General features: G+C 75.6%; 15 protein-coding genes and 1 pseudogene. 7 read left to right on the top strand and 9 right to left on the bottom strand.

All coding sequences use genetic code 11. The annotated features are described in order from the left end of the window. Nucleotides 1-164 precede the first annotated feature (164 nt). Entirely contained in the window at nt 165-1,448 is a 1,284-nt protein-coding gene (locus V9U69_RS12270) for an AI-2E family transporter (protein WP_337062106.1), read from the bottom strand. A 138-nt stretch (nt 1,449-1,586) separates the two neighbouring features. On the opposite strand from V9U69_RS12270, the gene V9U69_RS12275 reads away from it, so the two are divergent. Both V9U69_RS12275 and V9U69_RS12280 read left to right on the top strand, forming a co-directional pair. Continuing rightward, nucleotides 1,587-3,029 carry a sigma 54-interacting transcriptional regulator gene (locus V9U69_RS12275; RefSeq protein WP_337062107.1) on the top strand — a complete coding sequence of 481 codons (1,443 nt, stop codon included), beginning with the start codon at nt 1,587-1,589 and terminating at the stop codon, nt 3,027-3,029. A 226-nt stretch (nt 3,030-3,255) separates the two neighbouring features. Beyond that, on the top strand, nt 3,256-9,084 hold the full coding sequence (locus V9U69_RS12280; RefSeq protein WP_337062108.1) for a pectinesterase family protein: 5,829 nt from the start codon (nt 3,256-3,258) through the stop codon (nt 9,082-9,084). A 106-nt stretch (nt 9,085-9,190) separates the two neighbouring features. Here V9U69_RS12280 and V9U69_RS12285 read toward each other — a convergent pair whose 3' ends face one another. Both V9U69_RS12285 and V9U69_RS12290 read right to left on the bottom strand, forming a co-directional pair. Further along, entirely contained in the window at nt 9,191-9,604 is a 414-nt protein-coding gene (locus V9U69_RS12285; protein ID WP_337062109.1) for a type II toxin-antitoxin system VapC family toxin, read from the bottom strand. Beyond that, complete coding sequence (locus V9U69_RS12290; RefSeq protein ID WP_337062110.1) at nt 9,601-9,915, bottom strand: type II toxin-antitoxin system Phd/YefM family antitoxin; 315 nt, start codon at nt 9,913-9,915, stop codon at nt 9,601-9,603. The genes V9U69_RS12285 and V9U69_RS12290 overlap by 4 nt, the downstream gene beginning before the upstream one ends. A gap of 151 nt (nt 9,916-10,066) precedes the next feature. Between V9U69_RS12290 and V9U69_RS12295 the strand changes: the two genes are divergently transcribed. The 3 genes from V9U69_RS12295 (at nt 10,067) to V9U69_RS12305 (ending at nt 12,940) form a co-directional block, all read left to right on the top strand. Then, nucleotides 10,067-10,348 (top strand): metal-sensitive transcriptional regulator, encoded by a 282-nt coding sequence (locus tag V9U69_RS12295; protein ID WP_337062111.1) that lies wholly within the window; start codon nt 10,067-10,069, stop codon nt 10,346-10,348. 73 nt (nt 10,349-10,421) lie between these two features. Beyond that, nucleotides 10,422-10,646 carry a heavy-metal-associated domain-containing protein gene (locus tag V9U69_RS12300; protein ID WP_337062112.1) on the top strand — a complete coding sequence of 75 codons (225 nt, stop codon included), beginning with the start codon at nt 10,422-10,424 and terminating at the stop codon, nt 10,644-10,646. Between the two features lie 68 nt (nt 10,647-10,714). Then, nucleotides 10,715-12,940 carry a heavy metal translocating P-type ATPase gene (locus V9U69_RS12305; protein ID WP_442907756.1) on the top strand — a complete coding sequence of 742 codons (2,226 nt, stop codon included), beginning with the start codon at nt 10,715-10,717 and terminating at the stop codon, nt 12,938-12,940. A gap of 36 nt (nt 12,941-12,976) precedes the next feature. On the opposite strand, the gene V9U69_RS12310 is transcribed toward V9U69_RS12305, so the two are convergent. Further along, nucleotides 12,977-15,733 (bottom strand): multicopper oxidase domain-containing protein, encoded by a 2,757-nt coding sequence (locus tag V9U69_RS12310; RefSeq protein ID WP_337062114.1) that lies wholly within the window; start codon nt 15,731-15,733, stop codon nt 12,977-12,979. A gap of 133 nt (nt 15,734-15,866) precedes the next feature. Between V9U69_RS12310 and V9U69_RS12315 the strand changes: the two genes are divergently transcribed. Continuing rightward, nucleotides 15,867-16,556 carry a helix-turn-helix transcriptional regulator gene (locus V9U69_RS12315; RefSeq protein ID WP_337062115.1) on the top strand — a complete coding sequence of 230 codons (690 nt, stop codon included), beginning with the start codon at nt 15,867-15,869 and terminating at the stop codon, nt 16,554-16,556. A gap of 62 nt (nt 16,557-16,618) precedes the next feature. On the opposite strand, the pseudogene V9U69_RS19340 reads toward V9U69_RS12315, so the two are convergent. The 5 genes and pseudogenes from V9U69_RS19340 to V9U69_RS12345 form a co-directional block, all read right to left on the bottom strand. Next, nucleotides 16,619-17,004, bottom strand: a pseudogene (locus tag V9U69_RS19340) (biotin carboxylase N-terminal domain-containing protein); the annotation flags it as partial. Nucleotides 17,005-17,067: 63 nt separating this feature from the next. Continuing rightward, nucleotides 17,068-18,282 (bottom strand): DUF3500 domain-containing protein, encoded by a 1,215-nt coding sequence (locus V9U69_RS12330; protein ID WP_337062116.1) that lies wholly within the window; start codon nt 18,280-18,282, stop codon nt 17,068-17,070. Continuing rightward, the gene (locus tag V9U69_RS12335; RefSeq protein WP_337062117.1) at nt 18,272-19,810 is read right to left on the bottom strand and encodes a carboxyl transferase domain-containing protein; all 1,539 of its coding nucleotides are present in this window, start codon (nt 19,808-19,810) and stop codon (nt 18,272-18,274) included. Before V9U69_RS12335 ends, V9U69_RS12330 begins: the two co-directional genes overlap by 11 nt. Then, a complete protein-coding gene (locus V9U69_RS12340) occupies nt 19,807-21,012 on the bottom strand; it encodes a CaiB/BaiF CoA transferase family protein (RefSeq protein ID WP_337062118.1) in 1,206 nt (401 codons plus the stop codon). Before V9U69_RS12340 ends, V9U69_RS12335 begins: the two co-directional genes overlap by 4 nt. Next, the gene (locus tag V9U69_RS12345; protein WP_337062119.1) at nt 21,009-21,854 is read right to left on the bottom strand and encodes a fumarylacetoacetate hydrolase family protein; all 846 of its coding nucleotides are present in this window, start codon (nt 21,852-21,854) and stop codon (nt 21,009-21,011) included. The genes V9U69_RS12340 and V9U69_RS12345 overlap by 4 nt, the downstream gene beginning before the upstream one ends. Before the next feature lie 381 nt (nt 21,855-22,235). On the opposite strand from V9U69_RS12345, the gene V9U69_RS12350 reads away from it, so the two are divergent. Beyond that, complete coding sequence (locus V9U69_RS12350) at nt 22,236-22,994, top strand: IclR family transcriptional regulator (protein WP_337062120.1); 759 nt, start codon at nt 22,236-22,238, stop codon at nt 22,992-22,994. The last annotated feature ends 25 nt before the right edge of the window (nt 22,995-23,019 follow it).

Consider the following 23,019-nt stretch of genomic DNA (forward strand, 5'->3'; position numbering starts at 1 on the left):
GGTCGCCGGGATCGAGGAGTCCGACGCGCCCCTGGCCCCCGAGCGCCCCGCCCCCAACGACGGCACCGAGCACCGGGACGGCCGCGAGCCGCGCGTGCGGCGCTGACCCCCGGCACGGGCGCGCCCCGGCACCCGCGGGTGCCGGGGCGCGCCCGTGCCGGGGGTCAGCGCCGCACGCGCGGCTCGCGGCCGTCCCGGTGCTCGGTGCCGTCGTTGGGGGCGGGGCGCTCGGGGGCCAGGGGCGCGTCGGACTCCTCGATCCCGGCGACCTCCTCCGTGCGCCGGCCGCCGCGGGCCAGGGCGCTGACACCGGTGTTGAGCACCGCCACCAGCGGCACCGCGAACAGCGCGCCGACGATGCCGAGGACGGTCGCGCCGGCCGCGACGGCGAGGATGACGGCCAGCGGGTGCACCGCCACGGCGCGGCCCATGAGGAACGGCTGCAGCACGTGGCTCTCGAGCTGCTGCACGGCCACGACGACCCCGAGCATGATCAGCGCGGTGACGGGGCCCTGCGCGACGAGCGCGACGAGGACCGCCACGGCCCCCGACAGCAGGGCGCCGACGATGGGGATGAACGCGCCGAGGAACACCAGCAGGCCCAGCGGCACCGCCAGCGGCACCTGCAGGACCGCCGCCCCGATCGCGACGCCCGCGCCGTCGGCGAGCGCCACGACGATCGTGGCGCGCATGTAGTGCGTGAGCGTGACCCAGGACTGGCGGGCGGCGCCGTCGAGACGCTCGCGCGCCGGCGGCGGGAACAGGCGCAGCAGCCACGACCACAGGCGCCGGCCCTCCAGCAGGTAGAAGAACGTCGCGAACAGGGCGATGAACAGGCCCGCGACGACGTGCCCGGCGGTGGTGACGACGCCGGTGGCGCCGGAGACGATGGTGTCGCGGTTGGCGGCCAGCGCGTCCTGGGCCTGGTCCACGTAGCCGGACAGGGCCGCGGAGGACACCTGCAGCGGCCCGGTGGCCAGCCACTCCTCGACCTCGTCGATGCCCCGGCTGGCGGAGTCGGACAGGTCCGCGAAGCCCTCGGCGGCCCGGGTGCCGATGAGGGTGACGAGCCCGGCCACGAGGGCCAGCGCCAGCAGCATCGTCAGCGCGGTCGCCAGCGCCCGCGGCACCCCGCGGGCGTGCCCCCACGCCACGAGGGGGTTGAGCAGCGCGGCGATCAGCAGCGCGACGAGGACGGGGATGAGCACCGTGGAGACGTAGCTGAGCCCGTACGCGAGGACGACCACGGCCGCGGTGATCGCCACCAGGCGCCAGGACCACTCGGCGGCGGTGCGCAGGGCGGGACTGACGTAGGGGTGGTGGGGGCGCGGGTGCAGCGCGTCGGCGGGTTCCGGGTCGCTGCCCGGCTGCGGTGCGGGGTCGGTGCGCTGCTCCACGCGCGGGTCCGCCGGGGCGGCGGTGCGGTCGTGGCTGCGGGACTGCGGCATGCGGCCCATCGTGCTGGTCGTGCTCGCCGGTGGCTCGCCGAGCCGGCGGGAGCGCGGTGCGGGCGCGCGGGGACGGGCACGCGGGGACGGGCACCGCGAGGGGGTGTGGGCCCGGCGGAACGGACGTAGGTTCGGCGGGTGAGCAACCGGGACTCCACCGCGACGGCCACCACCCTCCCCCTCGAACCCCCCGCGCACCTGCCGCGCACGCTCGGTGAGCTGCGCGCTTCCGGCCACGAGCACGTCGGCGTCAAGGAGGAGCTGCGCCGCAACCTGCTGGCCCGGATGCGCGCCGGTGAGGACCGCTTCCCCGGCGTGCTCGGCTACGAGGACACCGTCGCCCCGGAGCTGGAGCGGGCGCTGCTGGCCGGGCACGACGTGGTGCTGCTGGGTGAGCGCGGCCAGGGCAAGACGCGGCTGCTGCGCTCGCTGGTGGGCCTGCTGGACGAGTGGACGCCCGTGATCGAGGGCAGCGAGCTGAACGAGCACCCGTACGCGCCGCTGACGCCCGCCTCGCGCCGGCGGGTGCGCGAGGAGGGCGAGGCGCTGCCGGTGGCGTGGCTGCACCGCTCGCTGCGCTACGGCGAGAAGCTCGCCACCCCGGACACCTCCGTGGGCGACCTCATCGGCGACGTGGACCCGGTGAAGGTGGCCGAGGGCCGCCCCCTGGGCGACCCGGAGACCATCCACTTCGGCCTGGTGCCGCGCACCAACCGCGGCATCTTCGCGATCAACGAGCTGCCGGACCTGGCCGAGCGCATCCAGGTGTCGCTGCTGAACGTGCTGGAGGAGCGCGACATCCAGGTGCGCGGCTACCAGCTGCGCCTGCCGCTGGACCTGCTGCTGGTGGCCAGCGCGAACCCGGAGGACTACACCAACCGCGGGCGGATCATCACGCCGCTGAAGGACCGCTTCGGCGCGGAGGTGCGCACCCACTACCCGCTCGAGGTGGAGCTGGAGGTGGACCTGGTGCGCCAGGAGGCGCGGACGGTCGCGGAGGTGCCCGACCACCTGCTGGAGGTGCTGGCCCGCTTCACGCGGGCGGTGCGCGAGTCGCCGGCGGTGGACCCGGCGTCGGGCGTCTCGGCGCGCTTCTCCATCGCGGCGGCCGAGACGGTCGCCGCGGCGGCGCTGCGCCGGGCGGCCCTGGCCGGTGAGGACGGCGGGCCGGTGGCGCGGGTGGGCGACCTGCACACGGTGGTGAGCGTGCTGGGCGGCAAGGTGGAGTTCGAGCAGGGCGAGGAGGGCCGCGAGGCGGAGGTGCTGGAGCACCTGCTGCGCACGTCCGTGGCGGAGACCTACCGGGCTCGGCTGGGGGGCGCGGAGCTGTCGGGGTTCAGCGCGCTGGTCACCGAGGGGCGCACCGTGGAGACGGGCGACCTGGTGCCGGCGCAGCGGCTGCTGGAGCAGGTGGGCACGGTGCCGGGGCTGGCGCAGGTGCTGGACCGCCTCGGGCTGGGCGACGAGCCGACGCCGCAGCGGGCCGCGTCGGGCGTGGAGTTCGTGCTGGAGGCGCTGCACCTGACGCGCCGGCTGGACAAGGTGGTGCTGGAGGACGGGCGCACCGTCTACGGCAGCTGACGCGCCCGCGCAGTCCCGGTGAGTCAGCAGTCGTCACCCAGCGCGACACTGTTGCCCTCGCCGGGGCACTCGGTGTGCCCGAACGGGTGCAGACCGTTTGCTCTGCGCACCGTCCGGATCTCAACCTCTTCCTGTCACCCGGCTGTCACTGAGGCCAGCGTCCCCCGGGTGCTCCGATCGGTCGGCCGCGTGCCGTCCCGCGGTGCGCGCAGAGAGAGATCCCACGATGAGCAGCCCTTCCGGCACCCCCCGTGCCTTCACCGCCCGCGCGTGCGCGTTCCGCGCGGTCCCGCCGTTCGTGGCCCTGGCGCTGGCCGCCGGGCTCGCCGGCCCCGCCGCGGCCGCCGAGCCCGTGCAGGTCGAGCGCGCCGAGCGGGGGGTGGACGAGTCCGTCACCTCCGGGACGTGGACCCCGGTCACCACCACCCCGGTCACCACCACGCCGACCCCCACCACGCCGGTCACCACCACGCCGACCCCCACCACCCCGGTCACCACCACCCCGGCCCCCACCACGGGCGGCACCACCGGCGGAACCGGCACGTCGACCGCGGACACCACCGCCCCCGCGGCCGTGCGCTCGCTGAAGGCGAAGGGCTCCACCAGCGGCGTCTCGCTGAGCTGGTCGAAGGGCTCCGAGAAGGACCTGGCCGGCTACCGCGTCTACCGCGCCACCGCCGACGGCGAGTTCCAGCTCCTGACCACCGCCACCTCGGCGAAGCACACGGACAAGAGCGCCCCCGCGGGGTTCACCAGCACCTACCGCGTCACCGCCGTGGACCGCGCCGGCAACGAGTCCGCCCCCGTGAGCGCCTCGGCGCTGCGCCGCGACAAGACCGACCCGGGCGCCCCCACCGGCCTCGTCGCGACGGCGGACGCCGACGGCATCGCGCTGGACTGGGCCGACGGCACCGACGCCGACCTCGCCGGGTACGTCGTCTCGCGCGCCACCGGCAGCAGCAGTTCGTTCAAGGCCCTCACCGGCACACCCGTGACCGCGTCGGCGTGGAAGGACGCGAGCGCCGTCCCCGGCACCGCGTACACCTACCGCGTCACGGCCGTGGACCTCAGCGGCAACGACTCGCGCGCCGCGTCCGCGGGCGCCGTCCTGCCCGACGGCGTCGCACCCGCCGCGGTGCGCTCGCTGAAGGCGAAGGCCTCCACCGGCGGCGTCTCGCTGAGCTGGTCGAAGGGCTCCGAGAAGGACCTGGCAGGGTACCGCGTCTACCGCGCCGCCACCGCCGACGGTCCCTTCGAGCTGGTCGGCACCCCGGCCTCGGCGAAGTTCTCCGACAGGACCGCGCCCGCGGGGGTGTTCTCCCACTACCGGGTCACCGCCGTCGACGTCAGCGGCAACGAGTCCCCGGCGACCGCGGTCACCGGCCTGCGCGAGGACCGCACCGCGCCGGCCGCTCCGACCGCCCTGGTCGCCACCGCCGACCTGACCGCCGCGACCGTCGTCCTGGACTGGGCCGACGGCACCGAGCCCGACGTGGCCACCTGGGTCGTGCAGCGCGCCACCGGAACCAGCGGTTCCTTCAAGACCCTGGCGAAGGCGCTCACCGCCTCGACGTTCACCGACACCACCGCCGTCGCCGGGACCTCGTACACGTACCGGGTGGCCGCCGTGGACCTCAGCGGCAACACCGGCGCGCACACCGCGGCCACCGCGGTGCTGCCCGACACCGCCGCCCCCGCCGCGGTGCGCTCGCTGAAGGCGAAGGCCTCCACCAGCGGCGTCGCGCTGAGCTGGTCGAAGAGCTCTGAGAAGGACCTCGCCGAGTACCGCGTGTACCGCTCGGCCACCGCCGACGGCGAGTTCACGCTCACCGGCACCACCACCTCGGCGAAGTTCACCGACACCACCGCCCCCGCCGGCGTGTTCTCGTACTACCGGGTCACCGCCGTGGACCGCAGCGACAACGAGTCCCTGCCCGCCGCGGTCTCCGTCCTGCGCACCGACCGCGTCGCACCGGCGGCCCCCGCGGGGCTGACCGCCACGACGGCCCCGGAGGGGATCGCGCTGGACTGGGCGGACTCGGCCGAGGCGGACCTCGCCGGGTACGTGGTGCAGCGGGCCACGGGGACGGGCACGACGTTCGACACCCTCACCGCGACCGCGCTGACCGCGTCGGAGTTCACGGACACCACCGCCGTGCCGGGGACCGCGTACACCTACCGCGTGCGCGCCGCGGACCGCAGCGGGAACCTCTCCGAGCCCGGCACCGGCGTTCCGGCGCAACTGCCGGACACCACCGCGCCGGCCGCGCCGCAGGACCTGGTCGCCACCGGTGGCGCCGACGGCACGGCGCTGGCGTGGACCGCGAGCACCGAGGCGGACCTGTCCGGGTACCTGGTGTTCCGCGCGGAGACCGCGGAGGGGCCGTGGGCGCAGCTGACCGCGACCGCGGTGACGGGCGCCGCGTACACGGACACCACCGCCCCCGAGGGTGTCCCGGCGCACTACCGCGTCGTGGCCGTCGACACCGCCGGCAACGCCTCCGCACCCGCGACCGCGCAGGCGCTGCGGCCGGTGGCCGCCCCGGCCCTGGACGCCGACCTCACGGTCGCCGCCGACGGCAGCGCCGACTTCACCACCGTCGCCGCCGCGCTGGCCGCCGCACCCGCCGGCACCGCCGCCGACCCGACCGTCATCGCGATCCGTCCCGGCACCTACCGGGAACTCCTCACCGTGGACCGGCCGTACACCACCCTGGTGGGCAGCAGCGGCGTCGCCACCGACGTCGTCATCACGTACGACAACGCGGCACTGACCCAGAAGCCGGACGGCAGCGGAACCTACGGCACCAGCGGCAGCGCCACGGTCCTCATCAAGGCGAACGACGTCACGACGAAGAACCTCACCATCGAGAACTCCTACGTCGAGACCGGCGAGAGCGGCGAGCAGGCGGTGGCGCTGAAGACCACCGGGGACCGCCTGGTGTTCGACAACGTGCGTCTGCTCGGTGACCAGGACACCCTGTACGCCAACAGCTCGGGCGAGGGCGTCCTGGCCCGCTCGTACTACGTGAACTCCTACGTGGAGGGCGACGTCGACTTCATCTTCGGGCGTGGCACCGCGGTCTTCGACCGCAGCACGATCCACGCCTCCAGCCGCGGCAGCAGCAACAACGGCTACCTGACGGCGGCCAGCACGGACGGGTCCCTGCCCCACGGCTTCCTGATCACCGACTCGACCGTCACCAGCGACGCTCCCGCCGGCACGTTCCACCTGGGCCGGCCGTGGCAGCCCAGCGGCGACGCCAACGCGATCGCCCAGGTCGTCATCCGGAACACCGAACTGCCCGCGGCGATCAAGTCCTCGCCGTGGACGGACATGTCGAAGACGTTCTCCTGGCGGGACGCCCGGTTCGCCGAGTACCAGAACACCGGTGCCGGCGCGGCGGTGAACACCGACCGGCCGCAGCTGAGCGACCTGGACGCGGCGAAGCACACCAAGTTCACCTACCTCGCCGGAACCGACGGCTGGAACCCGACCGGCGAGGCCGCTCCCGCCGACACCACCGCCCCCGCGGCGGTGGCCGGTGTGACCGCCGCACCGAGCGACAGCTCCGTCACCCTGACCTGGACGGCCGGGAGCGAGACCGACCTGGCCGGGTACGCCGTCTACCGCTCCACCGGCGAGACGGTCGAGCTCACCGCGGCGAACCGCATCGCCACCGGCGTGACGGAACCCACCTACACCGACCGCACCGCGGCCAACGGCCCGACCTACCGCTACGTGGTCACCGCCGTGGACCGCAGCAGCAACGAGTCGCCGGCGTCCACGCCGGTCACGGCCACCCCGATCGGGGTCCCGCTGCCCGCCCACGACGTCCTCGTGGCGGCCGACGGGACGGGGCAGTACACCAGCGTCCAGGCGGCCCTGGCCGCGGCCCCGGCCGGCACGGCCGCGAAGCCGACCGTCATCGCCGTCAAGCCCGGCGTCTACCGCGAGACGATCACCATCTCCCGCAGCGGTGTGACGCTCATCGGGACCACCGGCAGGGCCACCGACGTCGTCTTGACCTACGACAACGCGGCCGGGACGCCGATCCCGGGGGGCACGGGGACCTACGGCACCGGCAAGAGCCAGTCGGTGCTCGTCTCGGGCGACGACGTCACCGTCAGGGACCTCACCATCGAGAACTCCTTCGACGAGGCGGCGTTCACCTACGACGGCGAGCAGGCCGTGGCGCTGAAGACCACCGGCGACCGGCTCGTGTTCGACAACGTGCGCCTGCTGGGCAACCAGGACACCCTGCTGGTCGACTCCCCCGACGTGCCGAGGGTCGCCCGCTCCTACTTCGTGAACAGCTACGTCGAGGGGGACGTCGACTTCATCTTCGGCCGCGGCACCGCGGTGTTCGACCGCACCACGATCCACGCGCTGTCCCGCGGCTCGAGCTCCAACAACGGTTACCTCACCGCGGCCAGCACCTCGGACAAGAACCCCCACGGCATCCTCATCACGGACTCCACCATCACCAGCGACGCCCCGGCCGGGACGTTCCACCTGGGTCGCCCGTGGCGCGGGTGGGGCGACGGCTACGCCAAGAACGGCACCGTCTACAACTCCCGCGGTCAGGTGACGATCCGGGACACCGAACTGCCGGCCGCCGTGAAGTCGTCCCCGTGGACGGACATGAGCCCGAACCTGTGGACCGACGGGCGCTTCTTCGAGTACCGCAACACCGGTGCCGGTGCAGGCGTCAACGACAACCGCCCGCAGTTGACCGACGAGCAGGCCGCCTCCGCCACGAAGTGGGCGTACCTGGCCGGTTCCGACGGCTGGAACCCCACGGGTGAGGTGCCCGGCACCACCGCGCCGGTCACCCCGACCACCCCGGTCGAGACCGTCGCCCCGGCGGCACCGAGCGCGCCGAGCAGCCGGCTGAGCGGGCGCACCGTCGTGCTGAGCTGGACCGCTCCGGCGGACGCCGACGTGGTGAGCTACAGCGTGCAGCGCTCCACCGGCAGCGGCGACGCCGTGCAGGTGGCGACGGGCGTGACGGGGACGACGTTCACCGACACCACCGCCACCGCCGGTACCGCGCACCGGTACACCGTCACGGCGGTGGACGCCTCCGGCAACGCCTCGCCCGCCTCCGACGCCGTCAGCGCCACCCCCGTGGACGCCGACGTGGTCGTGGCCGCCGACGGTTCCGGGGACGCCACCACCCTGCAGGCGGGCATCGACCTGCTGAAGGACAACGCCGACTTCACCAGCCAGGGCGGACGGGTCGTCCTCGTCCAGCCGGGCACCTACAGCGGCGCGGTCGTCAGCGGGAACCGCTACGGCGTGACGATCATCGGCGCGGGTTCCTCCCCGGAGGACACGGTCATCACCGCAGGCGGCACGGGCAGCACCGCCACGGTGACCATCAGCGGCAACGCCTGGACGCTGCAGAACCTCACCCTGGCCAACACCAACGGCGCCACCGCCCCGGGCGCGCAGGCGACGGCGCTGCAGGTGAAGTCCGGCGATCGGATGGTCTTCGACCGGGTGCGTTTCCTGGGTGACAAGCAGACGCTGCTGCTCTCGACGGCGAACCCCACCACGTACTCGCGGGCCTACTTCCGCGGCGTCTACGTCGAGGGCGGTGCCGATCTGGTCCTGGGGCGCGCAGTGGCGGTCTTCGACGCGAGCACCTTCCACGTCCTGGACCGAGCCAACGCGTACATCACCGACTCCTCGATCAGCGGCGGATCTCCTCATGGCTTCCTCATCACCGGTAGCCGGATTCTCACCGACGGCAAGGCCGGATCGGCCTACCTGGGCCGTCCCTACCCGGCGGACCCCAGCACCTCGGCGCAGGTCGTGGTCCGCGACACCGAGCTCGGGGCTGCGATCAACACCGCGACCCCGTGGAAGGACTACAACACCACCGCCACGTGGAGGTCCTCCCGCTTCAGCGAGTACCGCAACACCGGCGCCGGAGCGGCGATCACCGACCCCACCACCCGTCCGCAGCTGACCGATGAGGAGGCCGAGCGGTTCACCGCCCGCGCCTACCTCGCGGGCGCGGACGGCTGGGACCCCACCGCCGCCTGACGCGCGGCGCGCAGCTGCGCAGCACGACTGAGAGGCCCCGCCCGGACCACCGGGCGGGGCCTCTCGCCGTGCACGGCACCGTGCCCAGCACCGTGCCCAGCGCCCGTCAGGGCAGGGACGTGGTGGGCACCAGGCCGGCGACCCCGTTCAGCAGGGTCCGATCGGCCGTGACGAGCGTCAGGCCGTGCGCGAGCGCCGTCGCGGCGATCAGGTGGTCGACGACGCGAGGCCGGGGCTGCTGGCCGGAGGCGACGACGGCGGCCACGACTCGGGAGTACGCCGCAGCCACCCGGGCGTCGACCGGGATCGGACTCCACCGGGTGAGGAGTCCGTTCAGCAGGTCGACACGCTGGACGACTGCAGCGGGGTCGTGTGCACGCACCGCGACGCCCCGTCGCACCTCGATCTCCGTCAGCGTCGACACGGCCGTCGGCGCGGCGCCCAGCGTCGCGGCGCGCGCCGGGTCGGCCAGCAGGTCGATCGCCGCGTTCGTGTCGAGCAGGTAGGCGGGGCCGCTCACGCCTCGGGGCTCTCGCGCCGCCGGGTGCGCGCTGCGCTCGGGCGCTCGAAGGGGTCGTCGTCCTCCAGGTCGAAGCCGTCCAGGTCCCGGCGCAGCTCCTCGGCCAGGCCGGGACCGAGGTGGGACAGGGCACCTGCGACCTCGTCGGCGGGCACGAAGGTGCGCGGACCCGCGGTCGGGGGCGGCTGGACGGGGGCGAGGGTGGCCACCGGCTTGCCGTGGCTCGTGACGGTGAACGTCTCCCCCGCCTCCACCTCTCGGATGAGCTGCGCGTAGTTGTTGCGCAGGTCACGGACCTGGATCGTCTTCATCGTCCCAGGGTAGCCATCGGCTACGAGGTAGCAAGAGGCGGATCGCAGCCGCTACTCCGGCGCCGCCACCTCGACGGGAACAGACCCGCGTGCCACCCTGTTCACTCAGGTACCCCCCAGGGGTACACGACGAGCGAGGGAGGAGGCGGCCGTGGTCGGCTACGACGACGACAAGGAGCAGGTGCTCAAGCGCCTGCGCCGCATCGAGGGCCAGGTCCGCGGCCTGCACCGCATGGTCGAGGAGGACACCTACTGCATCGACGTGCTGACGCAGGTGTCCGCGGCCACCAAGGCCCTGCAGGCCGTGGCGCTGCAGCTCCTGGACGACCACCTGGCGCACTGCGTCGTCGACGCCGCCCGCGAGGGCGGCGAGGCCGCCGACGCCAAGGTCAAGGAGGCCTCCGACGCCATCGCCCGCCTCGTGCGGTCCTGACCGACCGGGCCGGCAGCGGCCCGCCCCGGAACGACCGATCCACCCAGCAGCACCCGCGACACCAGGAGGAACCGTGAACCAGCAGTCCTACGAGGTCACCGGCATGACGTGCCAGCACTGCGTGAACGCCGTGCGCACCGAGGTCGGCGCGATCGAGGGTGTCACCTCCGTGGACGTCGACCTCGTCACCGGCGGCGCCTCCACCGTCACGGTGACGTCGCAGGCCCCGATCGACGAGGCGGCCGTGGCCGCCGCCGTGGACGAGGCCGGCTACGAGCTCGCCGGGAGGCGGCCGTGAGCGGCGAGCCCCCCACCTCCGCGGGCTCGCCCGTCGCGCTGCGCACGGTCGAGCTGGAGATCGGCGGGATGACGTGCGCCTCGTGCGCGGCCCGGGTGGAGAAGAAGCTCAACCGGATGCCGGGCGTGGAGGCCAGCGTCAACTACGCCACGGAGAAGGCCCGCGTGGCGCTGCCCGAGGGCACGGGTGTCGACGACGCCATCGCCGTGGTCGAGGCCACCGGGTACACCGCGGTGCTGCCCGCACCGCCCGAGCCGCCCGCCGCCACCACCGGCCCCAGCACCGGGCCCGCGGGCGCGCAGGAGGTGCCGGACCCGCGCACCGCGGCCCTGCGCCACCGCGTGCTCGTCTCGGCGGCCCTGACCGTTCCCGTGGTGCTGCTGTCGATGGTGCCCGCCCTGCAGTTCACGAACTGGCAGTGGCTGGCGTTGACCCTGGCCGCACCGGTCGCGGTGTGGGGCGCCTGGCCGTTCCACCGGGCGGCGTTCACGAACGCCCGGCACGGCGCGGCCACCATGGACACCCTCGTCAGCCTGGGCGTGCTCGCCGCGTTCGGCTGGTCGCTGTACGCGCTGTTCCTCGGCGATGCCGGGATGGCGGGGATGCGGATGGAGTTCTCGCTGCTGCCCGCCCGCGGCGGCGCGGAGGAGCTGTACCTGGAGGTCGCCGCCGCGGTGACCGTGTTCCTGCTGACCGGCCGCTACCTGGAGGCGCGCGCCAAGCGCCGCTCCGGCGAGGCCCTACGCGCCCTGCTGGACCTGGGCGCCAAGGACGTCGCCGTCCTGCGGGACGGGCGCGAGGAGCGCGTGGGCGTGGACGCCCTGGCCGTCGGCGACGAGTTCGTCGTGCGGCCGGGCGAGAAGATCGCCACCGACGGCGTGGTCGTCGAGGGTTCCGGCGCGGTGGACACCGCCCTGCTGACCGGCGAGCCGGTGCCCGTGGAGGTCGGCGTCGGCGACGCCGTCACCGGCGCCACCGTCAACGCCGGCGGCCGCCTGGTGGTGCGCGCCACCTCCGTCGGCGCCGGCACCCGCCTGGCGCAGATGGCGCGGATGGTGGAGGACGCGCAGTCCGGCAAGGCGGCGGTGCAGCGCCTCGCCGACCGCGTCTCCGGCGTGTTCGTCCCCGTCGTGCTGCTCATCTCGCTGGCCACGCTCGCCGGCTGGCTGCTCACCGGGCACGGCGCGGAGGCCGCGTTCACCGCGGCGGTCGCGGTGCTCGTCATCGCCTGCCCGTGCGCGCTGGGCCTGGCCACCCCCACGGCGCTGCTCGTGGGCACCGGCCGCGGCGCCCAGCTCGGCGTGTTCGTCAAGGGCCCCGAGGCGCTGGAGTCGACCCGCCGGGTGGACACCGTCGTGCTCGACAAGACCGGCACGATCACCACCGGCCGGATGGCGCTGGCCTCGGTGCACCCCGCCGCCGGCGTGGACGAGGTGGAACTGCTGCGCCTGGCCGGTGCGCTGGAGGACGCCTCCGAGCACCCGGTCGCGGCGGCCGTCGCGGCCGGCGCCCGTGCGCGCGGGCTGCGCCTGCCCGCGGTGGAGTCGTTCGCCTCCACCGGCGGGCTGGGCGTGAGCGGCGTGGTCGACGGGCGCGCCGTCGTCGCCGGGCGCGCCTCCTGGCTCGAGGGCGAGTGGGCGCAACCGCTGCCGGCGGACCTGGCCGCGGCGCGCGAGGAGGCCGAGGCCGCCGGGCGCACCGCCGTGGCCGTCGGCTGGGACGGCGCGGCCCGCGGGGTGCTCGTGGTCTCCGACACCGTGCGCCCCACCAGCGCCGACGCGGTCGCCCGGCTGCGCGGGATGGGCCTGCGCCCGGTGCTGCTGACCGGCGACAACTCCCGCGCCGCGCACGCCGTCGCCGCCCGCGTCGGCATCGACGAGGTGATCGCCGAGGTCCTGCCCGAGGGCAAGGTGGACGTGGTCCGCCGCCTGCAGGCCGAGGGCCGCACGGTCGCCGTGGTCGGCGACGGCGTCAACGACGCCCCCGCCCTGGCCGCCGCCGACCTGGGCGTGGCGATGGGCACCGGCACCGACGTGGCCGCGCGCGCCGCGGACCTGACCCTGGTGCGCGACGACCTGCTGGTGGCCGTGGACGCGCTGCGGCTGTCCCGGGCGACGCTGCGGACGATCCGGGCGAACCTGTTCTGGGCGTTCGCCTACAACGTCGCCGCGATCCCGCTGGCGGTGGCGGGCCTGCTGAACCCGCTGCTGGCGGGGCTGGCGATGGCGCTGTCGTCGCTGTTCGTGGTGACGAACAGCCTGCGGCTGCGCCGGTTCCGGCCCACCGCCGGCTGACCCCCGGCCCGGCCCCGCCGCACCGGCGGGGCCGGGTCAGCCGACCCGAAGGACCCCGTGGGCGCCCTTCTCGGCGAGGCTCATCACGTGGTTGACGAACGGGTAGTCCCCCGCCTCGGGGGCCACCAGTTCGACGAACCCGCCCTCGGCCGGCAGCAGCGAGAGGGTCTGCGAGCCCGTGGAGCCGGTGGTGGCCCCGTCGGTGGAGGCGCCGTTCCGGACCCGGTAGGCGCCCTCGCTCCAGACGGTGTCGAACTGGGCGCCGACGACGTGGAACGCCAGCGGGGAGTTCGGCCCGGCGTCCAGGACCCACAGGCGCACGCGCTCGCCCACCCCGGCGGTCAGGGGGTGCGCGTCGTACTGGAACGCGCGGCCGTTGAAGGCCGTGACGTCGGGCACCGCGCCCGCCACCTCGGCCGCGTCGGCCGGTTCCCCGTCCGCGCCGAGGTAGTTCTCGGACTGCACCAGCACGTAGGAGCGGTCGACGGGTTCCAGACCGTCCGGCTCGATGACGACGGCGCCGAACATGCCGTTGGCGATGTGGTTCGACATCGGCGTCGTGGAGCAGTGGTACATCCACACGCCGGCGCGCGTGGCGGTGAACGCGTACTCCAGGCTCTCGCCGGGCTCGATGGTGCGCATGGGCCCGTCGGGGGCGAGCTCACCGGCGTGGAAGTCGATCGAGTGCCCCAGGGTGCCGTCGTTGACGAGGGTGATGCGGAAGGTGTCCCCGATCCGGCCGTGCAGGACGGGCCCGGGCGAGGTGCCGTCGTACGTCCACACGGTGCGGGAGATCCCCTCGGCGACGTCCTCGACCTGCTCGGTGACGGTGAACGTCTCGTGGTGCTCGGTGGCGTCCGTCAGCGGCGGCAGCTCCGCCGCGCGCGGCTCGGCGTCGGCGGCCGCGCGCTGCAGCGCCGCCGCGCTGGGCGCCTCGTCCTCCTGCGTCCCGTCCTGCGCGGTGGCGGTGGACGCCTCCTGCGCGGGTGCGCCGACGACGTCCACCTGCACGACCATGCCCATCTGGCGGTGCCCGGGCAGCGAGCACCAGCCCTGCGCGTCGGCGCTGAGGACGCCCACGTCCAGGGTTCCGCTCGCACCGGGCGCGAGGGCGTCGAGGGCGGCGCCGCCGTCGAACACGAGGTCGTGGCGCTGGTCGCCGGTGTTGACGAGGGTGACGCGCAGCTCGTCGCCGGCCGGGACCTCGATCGAGCTGGGGGTGAAGGACATCCCGTCCACCCGCAGGGTCACCTCGGTGGTGTGCCCGGTGGGGGTGACGGCCGCCGCAGCGGTGGCCTCGACGGCACCGGCCGACGTGGCGCCGCTCGCGTCGGCACCGGCCGGCCCGACGGGGCCGGGGTCCGTGAGGGACGCGGCCGTGGCGACGACGACCGCCACCAGCACGCCGGCGACGGCAAGGCCGGGACGGGAGGTGTTCGCCGGCGGCTGCTGCGCCGGCGGGCGGACCGGCGCGGGGGTGATGCTGACCGGTTCCGGTCCGGGCGGGCCCGCTGCGGCGGCCTCGCGACGGGCGCGCGCCTGGCGGGCGCCGGCGCGCGCGAACAGGACGACGTCGGCCGCGAAGCAGGCCAGCACCAGCCACCAGAGCGCACGCGGCGCACCGCCCGCCCCCGACGCCACCGCCAGCAGGAGCAGGGCGGTGTTGCGCGCGGCCCACCGCAGCGGCCCGGCGCTCTCCAGCACGGCGACGCCCCGGCGGACCACCGCGGGCCCGCCCCCGATCACCACCGGCATCAGGTACGTCAGCGCACCGACGAAGACCTGCGCCAGCCCGGCGCCCCCCAGCAGGGGCAGCCACGGCAGGTTCGCGGTGCGCAGCTCGGTGGCGTCGGCGCTGGTGAACGCGTTGACCGCGACGGCGGCCAGGCCCACCAGGAGCCACGCCAGCCCCGCCGCGAGGGTCGTCGCCGGGTAGGAGCGCACGGTCGTGGCCGAGGCCGCGCGCACCAGCGGGACCACGACGCCCCCCACGAGCGCACCGCCGTAGACGACGACGCCCACCCCGATGCCGGGCACCCACCCGGCGGTGGCCGACGCCGCGGCGAGCAGGATCGCGCCGGTGAACCACGGCAGCGCCGCGACCGCGCGCTCCACGGCGTCCGGGGCCATCCGGGTGCGCAGCACCGTCGGGCCCAGCGTCACCAGGGTCCCGGCCATCGACAGCCCGAGCCAGCCGGCGACGTTGACCAGCGCGTGGGCCAGCGTCAGCCGGTCGCGCGCGGCGAGCAGCCACGCGGGCGCACCGGTCGCGAAGAGGGCGACGGTGAGCATCCCGGCGAGCACGCAGCCCAGCACGAGGAAGGCGGCGGCGACGACGTAGTACCGCACGACGACGGCGAAGCGGGACGCCAGGCGGGTGCGGCTCGCCCGCAGCAGCGCCAGGCCGTGCCAGGCGATGACGGCCCCCACGGCCCCCGCCAGCACCGGCGTGGCCCACGCGCTGCCCACCCACATCGCGGCGACCAGGGCCACGAGCAGCGCGTTGAACGCGACCGAGCGCACCGCGTTGTCCCGACCGGCGCGCGCGTCGGCGGCCGGCAGGTGCAGCAGCGCCCGCGCGAAGTACCAGGACCACTGCAGGACCGCGTTGGTCAGCACCCCGAGGGCGACGACGTGGATCATCGTCCAGAACGGCTGGGGCAGCGCGCCCGGCGCCGTCAGCCCGACGGCCGTGGTGACCAGCGCCGCCAGGAGCCACAGCGTCGTGAAGCGGTCGGTGCGCCGCCGGCGCGGGCGACCGGCCGCCGGCGGGCGGCCCGGGGCGCGGTTCACGCCGCCACCCCCGGCCGGACGGGGAGGGCGAGGGCCGCGAGCAGGAGCGGCCGTGCCGGTGACGGTGCGGAGCGCCGGACACCTCGGGGCGTGGACACGGTCCGATTTTAGCGGAGAGTGTTACTTTCAATTCGTGGACGGGCGAGAACGTGCCGAAGCGCACACCGGGGCGCGCACGCAGGTGCACGCCGCGCTGGCGTCACCGGTCCGGCGACGGCTCCTGGAGCTGCTGCGCGCCGCCGAGGACCCCGTGCCGGTGCACGAGCTCGCGGACCGCCTGCAGCTGCACGTGACCACCGCGCGGTTCCACCTCGGCCACCTCGAGCGCGCCGGGCTGGTGACCCGGCACGTGGAACCCGCCGGGCGCGGCCGTCCCCCCGTGCGCTACCGAGCCGTCCAGCGGGGGCCCGGCGAGCAGGGCGACGGTGACGTGCGCGAGCGGATGATCGACGCGCTGGCCGAAGCCCTCGCCGAACCCGGCGCCGGAACGGCCGGGCCGGACCGGGCGCTGGAGGCGGGGCGCCGCTGGGCGGAGCAGGTGGCGCTGCCCCCCGGGGGGCCGGTCGCGGCCCTCACCGGGGTGTTCGGCGACCTGGGTTTCGCCCCCGAGGTCGGTGCCGACGGCATCGCCCTGCACGCCTGCCCGTTCCGGTCGGCGGCGCGCCGGCAGCCGCAGGTCGTGTGCCGGGTGCACCTGGGCCTGGCCCAGCGGCTCGCCGAGCGGGCCGCCGGGCCCGACGGCCCCGACGGCCCTGGGGTGGCCCTCGCGCCGTTCGCCGGGCCGGACCTGTGCGTGCTGCGCCCGGGAGCCGCTCCCGCGTGAGCGCGCAGGAGGGGCGGTTGCTCAGTCGGGCCGCACGCGCAGCAGCAGCTCCCCCGCGTCGCGATCCCCGCCGCCCGCGCGGCGGCCACCGCGCTGACCTCGTTGCCGGCCAGCTCCAGCACCCGCGCCGGCGGGCCGACGAACGCGATGCCCGCCGCCGCGCAGGCCCGGGCAAGCTCCGGGTTCTCCGAGAGGAACCCGTACCCGGGGTACACCGCGTCCGCACCGGACTCCCGCGCGACCCGCACGACCTCGTCGACGTCCAGGTACGCGCGCACGGGGTGCCCGCGCTCACCGATGAGGTACGACTCGTCGCCTTCAGGCGGTGGACCGACGCGCGGTCCTCGTGCGCGTACACCGCCACGGTGCGCGCCCCCAGCTCGTACGCGGCACGGAAACCCCGGATCGCGATCTCCCCGCGGTTCGCCACCAGCACCTCGCGGAACACGCCCTGCCTCCTCCGTGGATCGGTCCGGGCCCGGGCCGCCCCTGACGGGCCGCCCGGCCGGCGTCAAGGGCGCGGTCCGCGGGGGCCGTCGGCGCTGGAGGTGGTGCGGGTGTCCAGGTGCCCGCGGCCCCAGGAGGAGTCGCTGCCCCGGTGGGTGCTCAGCAGCCCCGCGGCGAAGTCCTGCTCCAGGTCGCGCAGCACGGTGTGCAGGTGGTTGCCGCCGCCCACGGCGTTGACGGCCTCCACGAGGAAGCGGCGCGTCTGGACCCGGAAGTAGTGCGGCTCACCGCGGCGCTGCGCCCCGGCCCAGGCGAAGTGGACGGATCCGACCCCCTCGGCCCGCACCGCCTCGCGGTGCCGGAGCCAGGCCTCCTCCGGCAGGCGCGCCAGGTAGCAGTCCAGCAGCCGCCAGAGCAGCTCCTGCTGCTGCGGCCCCAGCGCGTCCCCCGCCACGCCGGACGGCTCGTCGCGGCTGAACCGCAGCGCCACCCGGTCCGCGTCGGTGATCGTGTACTGCGGCATGCCCAGGTCGTAGTGGTCGGGGTGCTCGAAGGCGCCGATGCGCGGCACCTGCCGGGTCACGAAGTCCGCGGGCGCGACGTCGTGGATCACCGCGCCGGCGCGCTGCTGCTCGTCCAGGGACGCCAGCAGCTCGAAGGCGACGCCCTCGTCGTCGGCCAGGGGCTTGAGCACCCCGTCGTACTCGGTGGGCTGCTGCCCCAGCGCCACGGGAGTGGCGCACACCCACCGCTCGTCGACGACCGTGACGTTCAGGCACACGTGGTGGCCGAGGAACCGCATCGTCCAGGTGTCCTCGAAACCGGGCCGGCCGAAGAACGTGACGAAGTAGGAGTCCGAGGTGCGCCACGCCTGCAGGGCCGGGCCGAGGAAGTCGTGCTCGTAGTCGCGCAGCACGTGCTCCAGCTGCGGGATCGCCAGCACCTTGGTGAACGTGCGCATCGGCAGGGCGGTGCGCACCAGGTCCCAGAGCAGGACCTTCTGGTGCCGGTCCAGGCGGTGCAGCGGGATCCCCGTGCGGTCCGGGCGCGGGATGATGTCCCAGTCCAGGCGCCGCGGGTCGTCGAAGTCCGTGATGACGGCCTCGGCGCGCTGCTCGGGGCTGAAGGTGTCCAGCAGCCCCATGGCGGTCACCAGCATCCGCGTCGCGGTCCGCGGGGCCTCGTAGGCCGCCGCCTCGTCGGGACGCGCGGCGGCGGACCGGGGGGCCGGCCCGCCGGCCGCTCCCCCGGTCGTCTCGACGGTCAGCTCACTGGTCACGGTTCTCCTCCGTCGGGTGCGGGGTGGTCGCGTGGCGCCCGAGGCGCCGCGGTGCGGGGTGGCGCTGCCCCCGGCCGGCGACGAGCTCCGCGCCGATCGCGTCGCACACGCGGCGCACGAACCCCTCGGGGTCCTCGGCCGCGTCGCGCGGTTCGGGCACGAGGACGTCCACGAACCCGCTCCGCTCGAGCGCGGTGGCGTCGACGCCCTGGCTGCGCGCCAGTTCAGCGGCGTGCGCGGTGTCGCGGTGCACGACCGCGCTGGCCCCCTCGGGCGGCAGCGGCGCCAGCCAGCTGGTGCGCGCCGCGAGGACCCGGTCGGCCGGCAGCAGCGCGAGCGCCCCACCGCCGGCACCGGAACCGAGCAGGACGGAGACCGTGCGGGTGCGCAGGCCCACCAGGTCCGCCAGGCACCGGGCGATCTCCCCGGCCAGCCCCTGCTCCTCCGCGGCGGCCGAGAGCTCCGCGCCGGCGGTGTCGACCACCGTCACCAGCGGCAGGCCCAGCTGCTCGGCCAGGCGCATGCCGCGACGGGCGGTGCGCAGCGCCGCCGGGCCGAGCGCCGCGCCGCGGGCCTGGGCGTGGCGGTCCTGGCCGACGAGGACGCAGGAGGCGCCGCGCAGGCGGACCAGCGCCAGCAGCAGCGCCCCGCCGCTCTCGCCCTGGCCGGTGCCGCGCAGCGGCAGCACCTCGTCGGCGGCCGCCAGCAGTTCGCGCACCCCCGGCCGGCCGGGCTCGCGCGAGCGCAGCACGACCTGCCAGGGGTCCGGGGCGCTGCCCGGTCCCTCGTGGCGGGGCGCGGGCACGGCAGCCGCGGACGGCGGGTCGGTCAGCACCGCGAGGGCGCGCCCGGCGACCGAGCGCAGCCGGTGCAGCGGCACCACGGCATCGAGCAGCCCGTGCCGCAGGAGGTTCTCCGCCGTCTGCACGCCCTCGGGCAGCGCAGCCCCGGTCAGGGCCTCCTGCACGCGCGGGCCCAGGAAACCCACCAGCGCCCCGGGTTCGGCGGTCGTCACGTGCCCCAGGGAGGCCCAGGAGGCCAGCACCCCGCCGGTCGTGGGGTGGCGCAGGTGCACCAGGTACGGCAGACCCGCGGCGCGGTGGTCCGCGACGGCGGCCGTCACCGGCACCATCGCCAGGAACGCGGACGTGCCCTCCTGCATGCGGGTGCCGCCCGAGGCGGGCGCCACCAGCAGCGGCAGCCGCTCGGCGGTGGCGCGGCGCACGGCGGTCACCAGGCGGGTGGCCGCAGCGGTGCCCACGGACCCGGCGAGGAAACCGAACTCGGAGACGGCGACGGCCACGCGGCGGCCCGCGATCGTGCCCGCGCCAGTGAGCACGGACTCGTCGGCCCCGCACCGGTCCTGGGCCTGCTCCAGCTGCCGCCGGTAGGCGGGGTCCGCGGTGGGGCAGTCCACGGGTGCGTCCCAGGAGCGGAAGCTGCCGGGGTCGAGCACCGCCGCCAGGACGTCGCGGGCACCGGGGCGGACGGTCCGCGCCGCCGACGGTGAACCGGTGGTCACGCTCACGACCCCTCCCCCAGCCAGCGGCGCACGGCATCCGCGTCGGCGTCCAGCACCGGTGGCGCGCGGTGCTCGCGCCGGGTCGTCTCGGCGCCGTCCGCGTCGAAGAAGCGCAGCGGGACGCCGGGCAGGGTGACGGTTCCCAGGGTGTCGTGCTCGACGTCCAGCAGCAGCCGCTGACTGGCCGTCTGCTCCCAGGAGTAGACCTCCGCGACGTCGCGGACCCTGCCCGCGGGAACCCCCGCCTCGGCCAGCCGGTCCAGCAGGTCGGCGGCCTTCCAGTCGGCGAAGGCGCCCTCCACGACCCGCACCACCTCCTCGCGGTGGCGGACCCGGTCGGCGTTGGCGGCCAGCCCGTCGGCGTCCGGGTCCAGGGCGAAGGCCGCGCAGAACCTGCGCCACAGCCCCTCGCTGCCCACCGCGATCTGCACCGAACCGTCGGCGCAGCGGAACAACCCGTACGGGCTGATGGAGGGGTGGTGGTTGCCCTGTGCACGCCCCACCTCACCGGCCACCGTCCAGCGCGTGCCCTGGAAGGCGTGCACGCCGACGACCGCGGCCAACAGGGAGGTGCGCACCACCTGCCCGCGGCCGGTGCGCTCGCGCTCGAGGAGCGCGGCCAGGACGCCGTTCACGCCGGTCAGCCCGGCGAGCAGGTCGGCGATGGGCACCCCGACGCGCTGCGGGTCGTCCGGGCCGGAACCCGTCAGCGACATCAGCCCCGCCTCGCCCTGCGCGATCTGGTCGTACCCGGCGCGGCCGCCTTCGGGGCCGTCGTGGCCGAAACCCGTGATGGACAGCACCACCAGCCGGGGGTTCAGGGCGAACAGCTCGGCGGTGCCGAGCCCGAGCCGGTCCAGCACCCCGGGACGGAAGTTCTCCACCAGCACGTCGGCGCGGCGCAGCAGCCCGGCGATGACCCTGCCCTCGTCGGCGGACTTCAGGTCCAGGGCGATCGACTCCTTGTTGCGGTTGCAGGAGAGGAAGTACGTGGACTCCGGGGCATCACCGTCGTGGGGCTCCACGAAGGGCGGCCCCCACCCGCGCGTGTCGTCCCCCGCCCCGGGAACCTCCACCTTGACGACGCGGGCGCCGAGGTCGCCGAGGACCATCGCCGCGTGCGGGCCGGCCAGCGCCCGGGACAGGTCCACGACGACCGTTCCCGCCAGTGGCCCGGCGCCCGGGCGCTCGCGCGTCGCGGTGCTCACGCGCCCTTCCTCCCGCCGGCGTCGACGATCGGCGTGCGCAGCACACCGAGCTTGTCGACCTCCACCTCGACGACGTCACCGGGCTGGAGCAGCCACGGGGGGTTGCGCACGTAACCGACGCCCTCGGGCGTGCCGGTCGCCACCACGTCGCCGGGGTGCAGGGTGAGGGTGCGGCTGATGAGGGAGAGCAGGGTACCCACGTCGAAGACCATGTCGCGGGTGTTGCCGTCCTGCACCGTCTCACCGTTGACGCGGGTGCGCACCGCCAGCCCGTCGCGCAGGTCGCCGACCTCGTCGGCGGTCACCAGCGGCCCCGTGGGCCCGCTGCGGTCCGCGTTCTTGCCGAGGGTCCACTGCGCGGTGAGCTTCTGCGCGCGGCGGGCGGTGAGGTCGTTGAACGTGGAGTACCCCAGCACGGCGGCTCTGGCGCTGTCCGGGTCGGCGTCGGCCAGGTCCTCCCCCACGTACGCCAGCACCTCGCCCTCCCAGTCCAGACCCGCCTCGTCCGCGGGCACGGGCGCGGGAACCCCACCGGCGGTCAGCGACGCCGTCCACCTCCCGAAGACGGTGGGGAACTCCGGCGGGGTGAAACCCCCCTCGGCGGCGTGCGCGCGGTAGTTCAGCCCGATGCAGAGCACCCGCGCCGACGGGGGCACGACAGGTCGCAGCTCGACCTGCTCGACCGGCAGCGCCGGTCCGTCCGCCGGTTTCCCGGGAACGGCCCAGCGGCGCGGCGCGACCCAGAACTCCTCGAGGTTCGTCAGCGGGCGGACCGCCCCGTCGAGCAGTTCCCCGACGAGCACCTCGGTGCTGCCGGGCCGGGCGAATCCGACGATCTTCACGATCGACCTCCGTGGTGGTCCTTCGGTGATCCAGGGGGCGGCCGGCACGCAGGGGTGCGCCGCACGGGGACCGGACGTCCCGGCGCGGCTCGTCCTCGAGCCGTCCGGCGACTGTGGCACCGCGCGACCGGCGGCGGAACGCCCCGTCCCATTGGGCGGGAAGCCCGGGGCGGGACGAGCCGGGTGGGATAGCGTCGCGCCACCGGGTGGAGGGGGCCTGCGCGCAGAGCTGCGCGCGGTGCCCCGGGCTCCCGGCAGCCCGGCGACGGGCACACCGACGAGGAGGTCACCGCGATGCCGCCGTCCCCCGAAGCACCGGCCCCCCGGACACCGGCCCCGGGAGCGCGGCGCGGCCACCGCCCCGCGAACGGCGACCCGGTGGTGGACCGCGCGTTCGCGCTGCTGGCGGCGTTCGGCTCCGACCGGCGCGCGCTGACGCTGGCCGAGCTGTCGCGCCGCAGCGGGGTGCCCACCAGCACGGCGCACCGACTGGCGGGCAGGCTGCTGGCTTGGGGCGCTCTGGAGCGCGACGCGGACGGCCGGTACGTCGTCGGCCTGCGCCTGCTGGAGGTGGCGTCGCTGGCGCCTCGCGGGCACGGCGTGCGCGAGGCCGCCATGCCGTACATGGCGGACCTGGCGGAGGCCACGCACCAGCACGTCCTGCTGGCGGTCCCCGAGGACGACACCGCGCTCCTGGTGGAACGGCTCTCGCACCGCTCGGCGCCCGAGGTGCTCTACCGCGTGGGCGGGCGCGTCCCGCTGCACTCCACCGGCGTGGGGGTCGTGCTGCTCGCGCACGCCCCGGCGGAGCAGCGCGAGCGCTTGCTGCAGAACCCGCTCGTGCACGAGCCCGAGGGGGTCCTCGCCGACCCGGCGCAGTTGCGCCGACGACTGGCGGAGGTCAGGCGGCAGGGGTTCGTGGAGTTCCGGCGGGCGTCCCCGGGACCGGTCCTGGCCGTGGCGGCACCGGTGTGGAACTCCACCGACCGCTGCTGCGCGGCCGTGTCCGTGCTGGTGCCGGACTCCGGGGTGAGCGCTGCTTCCCTCGTCCCCGCGGTGCAGGCGACCGCGCGGGCCGTCTCGCGCGCGCTGGGCGCCCCGAGGGCGTCGACGCGTCCCGCGACCGTGCACGGCGGCTGACGCCGCGCACGGTCGCGGGGCGGGC

Source organism: Kineococcus sp. G2, assembly GCF_037154035.1.
Classification (GTDB): domain Bacteria; phylum Actinomycetota; class Actinomycetes; order Actinomycetales; family Kineococcaceae; genus Kineococcus.

Bases quoted from the DNA above. Each gene is read 5' to 3' on its own strand.
- V9U69_RS12270 (WP_337062106.1), bottom strand. From the start codon at position 1,448: ATGCCGCAGTCCCGCAGCCACGACCGCACCGCCGCCCCGGCGGACCCG.
- V9U69_RS12305 (WP_442907756.1), top strand. From the start codon at position 10,715: ATGACGTGCGCCTCGTGCGCGGCCCGGGTGGAGAAGAAGCTCAACCGG.
- V9U69_RS12280 (WP_337062108.1), top strand. From the start codon at position 3,256: ATGAGCAGCCCTTCCGGCACCCCCCGTGCCTTCACCGCCCGCGCGTGC.
- V9U69_RS12290 (WP_337062110.1), bottom strand. From the start codon at position 9,915: ATGAAGACGATCCAGGTCCGTGACCTGCGCAACAACTACGCGCAGCTC.